The organism is Streptomyces sp. NPDC005551, assembly GCF_042871785.1.
In the GTDB taxonomy this organism is placed as follows: domain Bacteria; phylum Actinomycetota; class Actinomycetes; order Streptomycetales; family Streptomycetaceae; genus Streptomyces.
On the sequence record NZ_JBIAJE010000009.1, the window covers coordinates 182,101 to 194,818 of the forward strand.

At 71.2% G+C, this 12,718-nt stretch carries 11 protein-coding genes; 5 read left to right on the forward strand and 6 right to left on the reverse strand.

Translation table 11 applies throughout. The annotated features are described in order from the left end of the window. Nucleotides 1-36 precede the first annotated feature (36 nt). From ACFYP4_RS25980 to galU, 5 genes are all read right to left on the reverse strand, one after another. A complete protein-coding gene (locus ACFYP4_RS25980; RefSeq protein ID WP_358850125.1) occupies nucleotides 37-708 on the reverse strand; it encodes a GNAT family protein in 672 nt (223 codons plus the stop codon). Further along, nucleotides 705-1,217 (reverse strand): MogA/MoaB family molybdenum cofactor biosynthesis protein, encoded by a 513-nt coding sequence (locus ACFYP4_RS25985; RefSeq protein WP_358850038.1) that lies wholly within the window; start codon nucleotides 1,215-1,217, stop codon nucleotides 705-707. Before ACFYP4_RS25985 ends, ACFYP4_RS25980 begins: the two co-directional genes overlap by 4 nt. Continuing rightward, nucleotides 1,214-1,693, reverse strand: a complete 480-nt coding sequence (gene moaC / locus ACFYP4_RS25990) for a cyclic pyranopterin monophosphate synthase MoaC (RefSeq protein WP_358850037.1) — start codon at nucleotides 1,691-1,693, stop codon at nucleotides 1,214-1,216. The genes ACFYP4_RS25985 and moaC overlap by 4 nt, the downstream gene beginning before the upstream one ends. A gap of 181 nt (nucleotides 1,694-1,874) precedes the next feature. After that, nucleotides 1,875-3,197: a gephyrin-like molybdotransferase Glp gene (glp, locus tag ACFYP4_RS25995; RefSeq protein ID WP_358850036.1), complete on the reverse strand. Its 1,323-nt coding sequence runs from the start codon at nucleotides 3,195-3,197 to the stop codon at nucleotides 1,875-1,877. Nucleotides 3,198-3,201: 4 nt separating this feature from the next. After that, nucleotides 3,202-4,104 (reverse strand): UTP--glucose-1-phosphate uridylyltransferase GalU, encoded by a 903-nt coding sequence (galU, locus tag ACFYP4_RS26000; protein ID WP_358850035.1) that lies wholly within the window; start codon nucleotides 4,102-4,104, stop codon nucleotides 3,202-3,204. 94 nt (nucleotides 4,105-4,198) lie between these two features. Between galU and ACFYP4_RS26005 the strand changes: the two genes are divergently transcribed. Then, entirely contained in the window at nucleotides 4,199-4,813 is a 615-nt protein-coding gene (locus tag ACFYP4_RS26005) for a 5-formyltetrahydrofolate cyclo-ligase (RefSeq protein ID WP_358850034.1), read from the forward strand. An 85-nt stretch (nucleotides 4,814-4,898) separates the two neighbouring features. On the opposite strand, the gene ACFYP4_RS26010 is transcribed toward ACFYP4_RS26005, so the two are convergent. Continuing rightward, nucleotides 4,899-7,664 carry a penicillin acylase family protein gene (locus ACFYP4_RS26010; RefSeq protein WP_358850033.1) on the reverse strand — a complete coding sequence of 922 codons (2,766 nt, stop codon included), beginning with the start codon at nucleotides 7,662-7,664 and terminating at the stop codon, nucleotides 4,899-4,901. 245 nt (nucleotides 7,665-7,909) lie between these two features. On the opposite strand from ACFYP4_RS26010, the gene ACFYP4_RS26015 reads away from it, so the two are divergent. The 4 genes from ACFYP4_RS26015 (at nucleotide 7,910) to ACFYP4_RS26030 (ending at nucleotide 12,393) form a co-directional block, all read left to right on the forward strand. Further along, the gene (locus ACFYP4_RS26015) at nucleotides 7,910-9,427 is read left to right on the forward strand and encodes a potassium/proton antiporter (RefSeq protein WP_358850124.1); all 1,518 of its coding nucleotides are present in this window, start codon (nucleotides 7,910-7,912) and stop codon (nucleotides 9,425-9,427) included. Between the two features lie 304 nt (nucleotides 9,428-9,731). Then, on the forward strand, nucleotides 9,732-11,000 hold the full coding sequence (locus ACFYP4_RS26020; protein ID WP_358850032.1) for an MFS transporter: 1,269 nt from the start codon (nucleotides 9,732-9,734) through the stop codon (nucleotides 10,998-11,000). A gap of 68 nt (nucleotides 11,001-11,068) precedes the next feature. After that, nucleotides 11,069-11,413 carry an FmdB family zinc ribbon protein gene (locus ACFYP4_RS26025; protein ID WP_358850031.1) on the forward strand — a complete coding sequence of 115 codons (345 nt, stop codon included), beginning with the start codon at nucleotides 11,069-11,071 and terminating at the stop codon, nucleotides 11,411-11,413. Nucleotides 11,414-11,487: 74 nt separating this feature from the next. After that, nucleotides 11,488-12,393 carry an S-methyl-5'-thioadenosine phosphorylase gene (locus ACFYP4_RS26030; RefSeq protein WP_358850030.1) on the forward strand — a complete coding sequence of 302 codons (906 nt, stop codon included), beginning with the start codon at nucleotides 11,488-11,490 and terminating at the stop codon, nucleotides 12,391-12,393. Nucleotides 12,394-12,718: the final 325 nt, after the last annotated feature.

Genomic DNA, 12,718 nt, shown 5'->3' on the forward strand with positions numbered 1-12,718 from the left:
CCCGGCGGTGAACCGGCCAGGTCCGCTTTCACCGCGTCACGTCGTGTTCCGCGGCGTGTGCGAGGACTGGTCCCCCGGGGTGTTCTGACGTGGCTGGTGCGCACGTCTGCGCTGCCAGCGGGCGAGCAGCCCCTCGGACGCCTCCTCGGCGGTGAGGGCGAAGACGAGGTGGTCGCGCCAGGCCCCGTCGATGTGGAGATAACGCGGCCGGAGGCCTTCCGCACGGAATCCGAGTTTCTCCACGACCCTGCGGCTCGGCCCGTTCTCCGGGCGAATACAGACTTCGATGCGGTGCAGTCCGACCGTTCGGAAGCAGTGGTCGGACGCCAGAGCGACGGCTGTCGGCATCACCCCGCGTCCCGCGACCGCCTCGTCCACCCAGTACCCCACGTGCCCGGAACACATGGAGCCCCAGGTGATCCCGGCGACCGTCAGCTGCCCGACGAGGCGTCCCTGGTACTCGATCACGAAGGGCAGCATCCGGCCCGCGTTGGCCTCGGCCCGCAGGTGCCGGACCATCTGCCGGTACGTCGGACGGAGCGCCGTCGGACCGCTCGGCGTGGGGGGCGGGATGGTCGCCTCCCAGGGCCGCAGCCAGTCGCGGTTGCGCCGGTTGACCTCGCGCCAGGCCCGCTGGTCGCGCAGCTTTATCGGCCGCAGGACGACATCGCCGTCCCGCAGCTCGACGGGCCAGGATGGGCTGTTCAGCTCACACCCCCACTGCCGCTGGGTCCCGGGTGGTCGCCGCCGCGGATCTGGTCGACGGCGTGGGCCAGAAGGGGCTCCAGTACGGCCAGGCCGTCCCGGACCCCGCCGGTGGAGCCCGGCAGGTTGACGATCAGCGTCCGTCCCGCGACTCCCGCGAGCCCCCGGGACAGCGCCGCCGTCGGCACCTTCTGTCTTCCGAACGCTCTGATGGCCTCCGGAATGCCCGGGATCTCGCGGTCGAGGACGCGCCGGGTGGCCTCGGGGGTCCGGTCGGTGGGCGAGATGCCCGTGCCGCCGGTGGTGACGACGAGGTCGTACCCGGCCTCGACGGCGCTGCGCAGGGCGGCCTCGACGGGGTCCCCGTCCGGGACGACCCGCGGACCGTCCACCCGGAAACCGGACGAGGCGAGCGCCTCGGCGATCAGCGGGCCGCCCCGGTCCTCGTAGACCCCGGCGGCGGCCCGGTTGGAGGCGGTGACGACGAGCGCGCGGTACGGCTGAGGGGTCATGCCCGGCTCCAGTCGCCCGACTTGCCGCCCGTCTTCACCTCGACGCGCACGTCCGTGATGACCGCTCCCTTGTCGACCGCCTTGACCATGTCGACCACGGTGAGCGCCGCCACGCTGACCGCGGTCAGCGCTTCCATCTCGACACCCGTACGGTCCGTGGTCCGCACCGTGGCGAGGATCTCCACGGCGTCGTCCGCGACGGACAGGTCGAGCTCGACCCCCGACACCGCCAGCGGGTGGCAGAGCGGGATCAGGTCCGGGGTGCGTTTGGCGCCCATGATGCCGGCGATGCGCGCGGTCGCGAGGGCGTCGCCCTTGGGGACCCCCTCGCCGCGCAGCAGCTCGACCACCCGGGGCGAGACCAGGACGCGGCCGCTGGCGCGGGCGGTGCGCGCGGTCACGTCCTTCCCGGATACGTCGACCATGCGGGCGGCGCCCGCCTCGTCGATGTGCGTCAGTCGGTCCTGCGTACTCATCTGCTGTGGCGCTCCCGGTCAGGGCCCTTCGCGGTGCGGCGCGTGGCCTGTTGTGCGCGACACGGTACCGCCAACCCGGGGTGCCGGGCGGAAGCGGACCCTCCCGGGCGGGGCCGCCCGTGCGCGCGGGGCCCTCCCCGGCCCCGCCGCGCGCGTGCGCAGGACCCCGCCGGTCCGGCGCTCAGCCCAGCAGGACGACCTCGACGTCGGCGCCGGGCTCGACCGAGGTGGTGTCCTCGGGGACGACGATCAGCGCGTCCGCGTGCGCGAGGGCGGCGACCAGGTGGGATCCGGCACCGCCGACGGGCTTCACCTTCCCGTCCGCGTACGCCCCGCGCAGGAACTGGCGGCGGCCCTCCGGGGAGGTGAGTGCCTTGTCCGTGTCGAGGACGGCCCTGGCGGTCGGGCGGTGGATGTCCTTCAGGCCCATCAGGGTGCGGATCGCGGGGCGGGCGAACACCTCGAAGGAGACGTACGACGACACGGGGTTGCCCGGCAGCGCGAGCAGCGGGGTGTGCTCGGGGCCGATGGAACCGAAGCCCTGCGGTTTGCCCGGCTGCATGGCGAGCTTGCGGAAGTCGATCCCGCCCCCCTCCTCGTCCTCGTCGCCGACCGAGGACAGGGCTTCCTTGACGACGTCGTACGCGCCGACGCTGACGCCGCCCGTCGTGACCACCAGGTCCGCCCGGATGAGCTGGTCCTCGATCGTGGTGCGGAGCGTCTCGGCGTCGTCGGCGACCGCGCCCACGCGGTAGGCGATCGCCCCGGCGTCCCGGGCCGCGGCGCACAGGGCGAAGCTGTTGGAGTCGTAGATCTGACCGCTGCCCAGTTCCTCGCCGGGCTGGACCAGTTCGCTTCCGGTGGACAGGACGACCACGCGGGGACGCGGGCGCACCCGCACCGTGCCCCGGCCGATCGCGGCGAGCAGGGCGATCTGCGGCGGGCCCAGGATCGTGCCCGCCTCCAGGGCCCGGTCGCCCGCCCGTACGTCACTGCCCTGGGCGCGCACGTGCGCGCGGGCCGGGGCCGGGCGGTGGACGTGCACCTGGCCGCCCGCGCCCTCGGGTGCCGAACTGTGGGCGCGCATCCCGGAGACGGCGCCCTCGCCGAGACCGCCGTCGGTCCACTCCACCGGGACGACCGTCTCGGCACCGGGCGGCAGCGGGGCGCCGGTCATGATGCGGGCGGCCTCACCGGGACCCACGTACAGCTGCCGGGCCTGTCCTGCGGCCACGTCACCGACGACCGTCAGCGCGGCCGGGAACTCCTCGCTCGCGCCCGCGACATCGGCGACCCGGACCGCGTACCCGTCCATCGAGCTGTTGTCGAAGGGCGGCAGCGAGACGGGCACCGTGACGTCCTCGACCAGGACGCAGCCCTGGGCGTCGAGCAGTTGCAGCTCGATGGGCTCCAGCGGGCGGACGGTCGCGAGGATGTCCTCCAGGTGCTCCGTCACCGACCAGAGGTGGTCCTGGCCGGTGGCACGGGTCGCGGCGCTGCTCACGTCGTCACATCTCCTCGGCTACATAACTGCGGAGCCAGGCCCGGAAGTCCGGTCCCAGATCCTCACGTTCGCATGCGAGTCTGACAATGGCACGCAGATAGTCGCCGCGGTCCCCGGTGTCATAGCGGCGGCCCTTGAAGACCACGCCGTGCACCGGGCCGCCGACCTTCTCGTCCGTGGCCAGCTGCTGGAGGGCGTCGGTGAGCTGGATCTCGCCGCCGCGGCCCGGCTCGGTCTTGCGCAGTATGCCGAAGATGTGCGGGTCGAGGACGTAGCGGCCGATGACCGCGTAATTGCTGGGGGCCTCCGCGCGGTCGGGCTTCTCGACCAGGCCGGTCACCTCGACCAGGTCGCTCTCGCCGGTAGGCTCGACGGCGGCGCAGCCGTAGAGGTGGATCTGCTCGGGCGCGACCTCCATGAGCGCGATGACGCTGCCGCCGTGCTGCTCCTGGACCTCGACCATGCGCGCGAGGAGCGGGTCGCGCGGGTCGATCAGGTCGTCGCCGAGCAGGACGGCGAAGGGCTCGTGGCCGACGTGCGGCGCCGCGCACAGGACGGCGTGGCCGAGTCCCTTGGGGTCGCCCTGGCGCACGTAGTGCATCGTCGCCAGGTCGCTGGACTCCTGGACCTTGGCGAGCCGTCCGGCGTCGCCCTTCTTCTGGAGGGCCGACTCCAGTTCGTAGTTGCGGTCGAAGTGGTCCTCGAGGGGGCGCTTGTTGCGGCCCGTGATCATGAGGACGTCGTCCAGCCCCGCCGACACGGCCTCCTCGACCACGTACTGGATCGCGGGCTTGTCGACGACCGGCAGCATCTCCTTGGGAGTGGCCTTGGTGGCCGGCAGGAACCGGGTGCCGAGGCCTGCTGCGGGGATGACAGCCTTGGTGATCCTGCGGTGCGACTCAGTCATGCCCGCAACCATATCCGGTGGCTATGTGCGCTATCTGTGGCTCCGGTTAATTCGTTCTCATATGAGCACATTACGAAGGGTACGGGAGCCACCTGTGAGCCACCTGGGACGCGAAGCCGAGCCTGCCAAACGGAAGTTGCGGCAAGAGCTCCTCTCGGTGAGAAGGGGGTTGACGGCGGATGACGTGCGGGAGACAGCCGCGGCTCTCGCGGCCCGGGCACTGGAACTGCCGGAGCTGGCGCACGCCGGCACGGTGGCGGCGTACGTCTCCGTGGGGAGTGAGCCGGGCACTCCCGCACTCCTCGACGCGCTCCGCGCGCGGGGGGCGCGCGTGCTCCTGCCGGTCCTGCTGCCCGACAACGACCTCGACTGGGGGGAGTACACCGGAGAGGACACGCTCGTCCGCGTCCGGCACGGCGGACGGATGGCCCTGCTGGAACCGGCGGGCGAGCGGCTCGGCCCGGACGCCGTCCGCGAGGCGGAAGCCGTCCTGCTGCCCGGCCTGGCGGTCGACGGGCGCGGGATGCGCCTGGGGCGCGGCGGCGGCTCGTACGACCGCGTGCTGGCCCGCCTGGAGCGTGCGGGGGCCGATCCGGCGCTGGTGGTGCTCCTGTACGACACGGAGGTCGTCGAGCGGGTGCCCGAGGAGCCCCACGACCGGCCGGTGCACGCGGTGGTGACCCCCTCGGCGGTGCGGCGCTTCCGCTGACGCCCGCCACGGGTCGTCCCCGCCCGGGGAGACGGAACGGCCCCCCACGCGTGCGTGGAGGGCCGTTCCGTGATCTGCGGCGGTGTCAGGGCTTGAGCAGCAGCGTGTCGCTCGTGCTCCTGCGGACCGCCTTGTCCGAGAAGGACCAGGGCAGCAGCTCGCCCTTGACCCACTTGCCCGTCTGGTCGGTGTAGTGGGCGCTGTAGGCGTGCCCCGAGGCACCGGACAGGTTGATCCACTTGGACTTGTCGAGGTCCCCGAGGTTCACCACCATCCGCATCGACGGGACCCAGACGACTCCGTAGCCGCCGGCCGCGTTCCAGCCCGTGGCGTTCACCGTCGCCTCGCCGCCGCTGAGCTTCCACGGGCCCCGGTTGAGCACGTACTGCACGACGCGGGGGCCTTCGGTGCCGAGGGTCTGGTTCTTCAGGAACAGGCGGTGCAGCCGGCCCCAGCTCCAGGTGTCGATGTCCTTGCCGAGCTTGGCGGTCAGCTCCCAGCGGGCGTCCTGAAGGGCCCGCGCGAACAGTTCGTCCCGGGTGTCGGTCCCCTTGTCCAGGCGCGTCCTGGGCGCCGACCACCAGTCGTTGTCCTCGTCGTCGATGATCTTGCGGATCACCTCGAACCAGCGGTCGCCGCCGTCCGGCTGCGCCTGGTCCGCGTCGCGCTGGCCGCACTCGCGCACCGTCTGGTCCCCGTCGGCGGGACCGGTCGTGTCGACCCGGTCGACGTACAGGCACTGGCCCTTGACCCGCAGTTCCTTGGGCAGCTTGTTGCCGAAGGCGAGCTTGAGGATGTTGCGCCAGGTCGCGTTGAAGTAGGCGGCGGCCGCCGAGTCGGCGTCCTGGGTGTAGTCCCAGCCCTCCAGGAGCTTCTGGGCCTCGCGCACGTCCTTGTCCGCGACGTCGATCTTGAGCAGCCTGGGCACCAGCAGCTTGGCGATCTCGCTGCTGTTGTCCAGCTGCATCTGGCGCATGTCGTCGGTCGAGATCTTGCCGCCGCCCTTGATCTTCGACTCGATCAGGTCGGTGATGCGCTGGCTGCGCGAGCCGTAGCCCCAGTCCGTGGTGAGCGTGTAGGGGTACTTGTCCTCGTCGACGACGGCCTGGTTCGCCGTCACGATGTAGCCGCGCTTCGGGTTGTACTCGAAGGGCAGTTCGGACTGCTCGATGAAGCCCGTCCAGCGGTACTTGGCCTCCCAGCCCGGCGCGGGCAGCGAGCCGTCGCCCGCACCGCGCGTCGGGATCTTGCCGGGCAGCTGGTAGCCGATGTTGCCCTCGGTGTCGGCGTAGACCAGGTTCTGCGAGGGCACGTCGAAGGACTGCGACGCCTTGCGGAAGCTGCTCCAGTCGGCGGCCTTGTCCATCTCGAAGACGGCGTCCATGGAGTTGCCCGGCTGCAGCGCGGTCCAGCGCAGCGAGACGCCGTAGCCGTCACCGCGGTCGGGCGCCGCGCTGTCGACGGTGGCCTTCCTGCCGACCTTGACGAGTTCGTCGTTGCGGTCGGACAGCAGGGGGCCGTTGTTGGTCGACCGGACGACGATCGTCTTGTCCGGCCCGCCCGCCACCGCGATCCGCTCCTTGCGGGTCGCGAAGGGCACCACCTTGCCGTCGTACTGGTAGCCGTCCCCGGTGAGCTTCTCCAGGTAGAGGTCGGTGACGTCCACACCGGAGTTGGTCATGCCCCAGGCGATGTCCCGGTTGTGGCCGATGACGACGCCGGGCATCCCCGCGAACGTGTAGCCGGAGACGTCGTACTGGCACTTCTCTCCGACGCTGCGGCAGTGCAGGCCCATCTGGTACCAGACCGACGGCAGCGAGGCCGACAGGTGCGGGTCGTTGGCGAGCAGGGGCTTGCCGGTGATGGTGTGGTCCCCGGCGACGACCCACGAGTTGGAGCCGATGCCGTTGCCGTTCACACCGACGGCCGTGGGGACGTCCTCCAGCACGTCGTAGAGCCCCGACAGCTGGCTCTGCAGGCCGCCGGGCGCCGTGGTGTCCCCGGCCAGCCCGGAGCCCGCAGCGGAACCCGCCGTGCCGGTGCCGGTGCCGGCGCTAGCCCCGCCCTGGCCGTACGTCTTGGTGATCGCGTCGTACTGGCCCTCCTGGACGATCGCCTTGTTCCGGCTGTACGGGTAGTCCGGGTACAGGTCGGCGATCTGCTTGGGACCGAGCCGGCTGGTCATCAGGGAGCGGTCGATCTCGTCCTGCATGTTGCCGCGCAGGTCCCAGGCCATCGCCTTGAGCCAGGCCACCGAGTCGACCGGCGTCCACTCCTGCGGCTTGTAGTCGTTCTCGAATCCCAGGGCCGCGTACTCCAGGGAGAGGTCCGCGCCGTCCTTGCCCTTCAGGTAGGCGTTGACCCCCTTGGCGTAGGCACGGAGGTACTTCTTCGTGCCGGCTGACAGCTTGGTGTCGTACTCCTTCTTCGCCACCCGGTCCCAGCCGAGGGTGCGCAGGAACTCGTCGTTCTCGACCTGGCCCTTGCCGAACATCTCGGACAGGCGCCCCGAGGTCATGTGACGGCGCACGTCCATCTCGTAGAACCGGTCCTGCGCCTGGACGTACCCCTGCGCCATGAACAGGTCCTCGTCCGAGGAGGCGTAGACCTGCGGGATGCCGTAGCCGTCCCGCTTGACGTCCACGGGGCCCGACAGTCCGTCGAGGTGGATCGATCCCTTGGTCTGCGGGAAGGAGGCCCGGACGGTGCTGATGCTCCAGTACGCGCCGTAGGCGACGCCTCCGACGAGGGCCAGAACCAGAACGATGAGCATCAGACGGGCTCTGCGCCCCTTCTTCCTGCCGGACTTGCCGGGCTTTTGGCCGGAAGAGGCGGTGGTGTTGGGGGGCATCGCTGTCCTTGCTGTCCTAACGCGAGCGGCAGGGCGGGCTGTGCTTTTGACTGAGCGCAGGAGCAACCATAGGCGCAGGGCCCGCCGCGCCTTGACGCGGAGTCGGGAACCCGAGAGCACAGGGGTTCGATCTTGCCCGTAGAAGTGTCAAGAGAAAGTCAAGAATTAGGTAAGGTAATGAAGTACTTGGGTCCGTAGTACGTGAGCCCGCGCCCGAGCGCGCGGGCCAAAGAAGGGAACGGCCGCTGACTGTCCACCACCTCAACCAGCTCCTGCTCGTCTGCTCGCTCGTTCTGCTCATCGCGGTGGCAGCGGTTCGCATCTCGTCGCGCAGCGGGCTCCCCAGCCTGCTCGTCTACCTCGGCATCGGCGTCGCCATGGGCCAGGACGGCATCGGCGGCATCCACTTCAACAACGCCGAACTGACCCAGGTCATCGGATACGCGGCGCTCGTCGTGATCCTGGCCGAGGGCGGCCTCGGCACGAAGTGGAAGGAGGTCGGACCGGTTCTCCCGGCCGCCTCCTCACTGGCCCTGGGCGGCGTCGCGGTCAGCGTGGGAGTCACGGCCGCGGCCGCCCACTACCTGATCGACCTGGAGTGGCGGCAGGCGCTCATCGTCGGGGCGGTGGTGTCCTCGACGGACGCGGCGGCGGTCTTCTCGGTCCTGCGCAAAATTCCCCTCCCCGCGCGCGTGACGGGCGTCCTGGAGGCGGAGTCCGGGTTCAACGACGCCCCGGTGGTCATCCTGGTCGTCGCCTTCTCCACGGCCGGCCCGGTGGAGCACTGGTACGCGCTCCTCGGCGAGATAGCCCTCGAACTGACCATCGGCGCCGCCGTCGGTCTCGCGGTCGGCTGGCTGGGCGCCTGGGGCCTGCGGCACGTGGCCCTGCCGGCCTCCGGCCTGTACCCGATCGCCGTCATGGCGATCGCGGTCACGGCGTACGCGGCCGGCGCGCTCGCCCACGGCAGCGGCTTCCTCGCCGTGTATCTCGCGTCCATGCTGCTCGGCAACGCCAAGCTGCCGCACTGGCCCGCCACACGCGGCTTCGCCGAAGGGCTCGGCTGGATCGCCCAGATCGGCATGTTCGTGCTGCTCGGCCTGCTGGTCACCCCGCACGAGATGGGCGACGACATCTGGCCGGCGCTCGTCATAGGCCTGGTGCTCACCGCGGTGGCCCGCCCGCTCAGCGTCTTCGCCAGCCTGCTGCCGTTCCGCATGCCGTGGCAGGAGCAGACGCTGATCGCCTGGGCCGGGCTGCGCGGCGCCGTGCCGATCATCCTGGCGACGATCCCGATGGTGAGCGGCATCGAGGAGAGCCGCCGCATCTTCAACATCGTCTTCGTCCTGGTCGTCGTCTACACCCTCATCCAGGGCCCCACGCTGCCGTGGCTCGCCCGGAAGCTGCGCCTGGGCGCCTCCACCGAGGCCGCCGACCTCGGGATCGAGTCGGCCCCTTTGGAGCGGCTGCGCGGGCATCTGCTGTCCGTGGCGATCCCCCCGCGGTCCCGGATGCACGGCGTGGAGATCAACGAGCTGAGGCTGCCGCCGGGCGCCGCGGTCACCCTCGTGGTGCGCGAGGGCACCTCCTTCGTGCCCCTGCCCACGACCACCCTGCGGTACGGCGACGAACTGCTCGTGGTGGCCACGGACCCGGTCCGCGACGCGGCCGAGCGGCGGCTGCGCGCGGTGGCGCAGGGCGGCAAGCTGGCGGGGTGGCTGGGCACGGCCGCCGAGGGAACGGAACACCGCGGGGGGCACTGAGGACACCCCTTCCCGTACGGCGGGAACGGGCAGTCCGCCACAAAGAGGACGTCTCGCATTCGCAGGCCGGTGCCAGGACGGTGCTCGTTTTCACAGGCGCCACAGGCCTGCACCCCTGTACGATGAAGGCACACCTTGATCGAACCAACTCTGCCTGACGCAGAGCTGGCGCGACCGTATGGCGGCCGTGACGTCCTTCAGCCGGGGACGCCGGTATCTACCGCAGTTCCGCGCAAGAGGACAGCTCTCGGCGCCGTCGCCCACCAGGGGGGCCGCGCTACCAGGCGGCAGAAAGGCACGGGCCGTGGCATCCACGGTCACCTCCCGCCCCGGATACGGACAGCTGCTGCGCACCCGCGGCGCCTGGACGTTCCTGCTCCCCGGCTTCGCCGCGCGCCAGCCGTTCGCGATGCTCACCCTCTCCATCGTGCTGCTCGTCCAGCACACCACCGGCTCGTACGGGGCGGCGGGCGCCGTCGCGGCGGCCACCGGCGTCTCCATGGCGCTGTTCGCGCCCTACAGCGGCCGCCTCGCCGACCGCTACGGCCAGCGCGCCGTGCTGCTGCCCGGCGTCCTCCTGCACACACTGTCGGGCCTGTCCCTCACGGCGCTCGCCCTGACTGACGCACCCCTGTGGGCGCTGTTCGTGGCGGCCGTGCCGACCGGCGCCTCGGTGCCCCAGGTCGGCCCCATGGTGCGGGCCCGCTGGGGCGTGAAGCTCCAGGACTCCCCCCTGATGACGACCGCGGCGGCCTTCGAGTCCGTCACGGACGAGCTGACCTTCGTCCTCGGACCGCTGCTCGCGACCGCCCTGTGCACCGCCGTGAACCCCGCTGCGGGCCTGCTGACCGAGGCCGCCCTCACCCTGATCGGCGGACTGCTGTTCGCGGCTCAGAAGAGCACCCAGCCCGCCGTCGCCGCCCACGGCGAGGGGCACCCGCGCGTGCAGCACGTCTCCGCGCTGGGCATCCCCGGAGTGCGCGTCCTGATCGTGGCCTTCCTCGGCATCGGCTCCGTCTTCGGCGGCATGCAGGTCTCGCTCGCCGCGTTCAGCGAGTCGATCGGCGAGCCCGGCCTGAACGGCGTCCTGTACGGGGTCTTCGCCGCGGGCAACATGCTCTCCGGTGTCGTGTGCGGCGCCGTCGTCTGGAAGATCACCCCGCAACGGCGTCTGCTCCTCGGCTACGCGGCCCTCGCGCTGACCGCCTCCGGCCTGTGGGCCGCCCAGTCGGTGGTCGTCCTCGCCGGACTCGGCCTGCTGGTCGGCATGTGCATCGCGCCCGCCCTGATCACCGGCTACACGCTGGTCGAGGGACTGGTGCCGGCGGGTGCCCGCACCGAGGCGTTCACCTGGCTCACCGGCGCCGTCGCGCTCGGCCAGGCCGCGGCCGTCACGGTCGCCGGGCAACTGGAGGACCGCCTCTGGGACGGCGCCGGTTTCCTGGTGCCGATGGCCGGAACCGTACTGGCTCTGGTGACCCTGCTGGCACTGCGTTCACGCCTGTCCCAGCGGCCCCGCAGCCGCACGGTCGCACGTGGCGTCGGTCACCGCACGCCGGTGACGGTGGACTGAACCCGAGGAATGCGTCACTATGGACCGTCGTTAGCACTCATTGAGTGAGAGTGCCAGGAGGAAGACAAGTGCCGACCTACCAGTACCAGTGCACCGAGTGCGGCGAGGGCCTCGAGGCGGTGCAGAAGTTCACCGACGATGCCCTGACCGTCTGCCCCAACTGCGATGGACGCCTGAAGAAGGTGTTCTCCGCGGTCGGTATCGTCTTCAAGGGCTCCGGGTTCTACCGCAATGACAGCCGCGGTTCCTCGTCGAGCAGCAGCCCGGCGCCTGCGAAGACGTCGAGCTCGTCGTCCGACGCGAAGTCGACGTCCTCGTCGGACTCGAAGTCGTCGTCGAGTTCCTCGTCGTCCGGCTCCGCGTCGAGCTCCTCGTCGAGCGGTTCCTCGTCGGCCGGCAGCACCGCGGCCTGAGGCCTTTCCCGCAGGACCCTGTCGTCGTCGACGGCAGGGTCTTCGGCCTGTCCGGACCCGGTTAGGGTGCCGTCATGGCGAACACGGCGAACACGGCGAACGCACAGAACCCGGTGGCGGTGCGGCGCCCGGCACGGAAACGGCCGCCCCGCACGGCCGAGATCGGCGTCATCGGCGGCTCGGGTCTCTACTCGTTCCTCGACGACGTGACCGAGATACAGGTCGACACTCCGTACGGGCCGCCCAGCGACTCGCTCTTCCTCGGCGAGGTGGCCGGCCGGCGGGTCGCGTTCCTCCCGCGTCACGGGCGCGGCCACCATCTGCCGCCGCACCGCATCAACTACCGCGCCAACCTCTGGGCCCTGCGCTCCGTCGGGGTGCGCCAGGTGCTCGGTCCCTGTGCGGTCGGCGGGCTGCGCCCCGAGTACGGGCCGGGGACCCTGCTCGTGCCCGATCAGCTGGCCGACCGCACGAAGACCCGGGCGCAGACGTACTTCGACGGGCTGCCGCTGCCCGGGGGCGACGTGCCGAACGTCGTGCACGTGTCGCTGGCCGACCCGTACTGCCCCGTCGGACGAGAGGCCGCGCTGACCGCCGCACGCGGGCGGGACTGGGAGGCGGTGGACGGGGGCACGCTCGTGGTCGTCGAGGGGCCGCGGTTCTCGACCCGGGCCGAGTCCCTCTGGCACCGGGCGCAGGGCTGGTCGGTGGTGGGCATGACCGGCCACCCCGAAGCCGCGCTCGCCCGTGAACTGGAGCTCTGCTACACGTCCTTGACCCTGGTCACGGACCTGGACGCGGGTGCCGAGACAGGGGAGGGCGTCTCGCACGAGGACGTCCTGAAGGTCTTCGCGGCGAACGTGGACCGGCTGCGCGGTGTGCTCTTCGACGCGGTCGCGGCACTGCCGGCGAACGAGACGCGGGACTGCCTGTGCACGACGGCACTGGGCGGGATGGATCCGGGGTTCGAGCTGCCCTGAGCGGGGGCGGGGCGGGCCACTCCCGCGCCTGCTCGGCCGCGCTGTGGGTTCTCCTCTGCGAGGGGCGATGCCTGCGGAACTGATCGTTTGCGGGGACGCCTGCATTTTGCGGGGATGCCTGCGGAACTGGTCGTTCGGGTGAGGGGGCGCCCGTGGAACTGGTCGTTCGGGTGAGGGAGTTGTCCACAACCCGTCGGTAGTCCACGGGCTCCGGCGGGCTTCGCCGGGAGGCGTCATCGTGGGGATCGCAAACCGATCCCTCGTGGCAGGTGGTGGCACCCATGGCCCAGCTCTCCCCTCTCTCCCGCCCGTCGGGCACGGACAC

Excerpts from the sequence above, each read along its gene's own strand:
- ACFYP4_RS25985 (WP_358850038.1), bottom strand. The coding sequence starts at position 1,217 with ATGACCCCTCAGCCGTACCGCGCGCTCGTCGTCACCGCCTCCAACCGG.
- moaC (WP_358850037.1), bottom strand. The coding sequence starts at position 1,693 with ATGAGTACGCAGGACCGACTGACGCACATCGACGAGGCGGGCGCCGCC.
- galU (WP_358850035.1), bottom strand. The coding sequence starts at position 4,104 with ATGACTGAGTCGCACCGCAGGATCACCAAGGCTGTCATCCCCGCAGCA.
- ACFYP4_RS26010 (WP_358850033.1), bottom strand. The coding sequence starts at position 7,664 with ATGCCCCCCAACACCACCGCCTCTTCCGGCCAAAAGCCCGGCAAGTCC.
- ACFYP4_RS26030 (WP_358850030.1), top strand. The coding sequence starts at position 11,488 with ATGGCGAACACGGCGAACACGGCGAACGCACAGAACCCGGTGGCGGTG.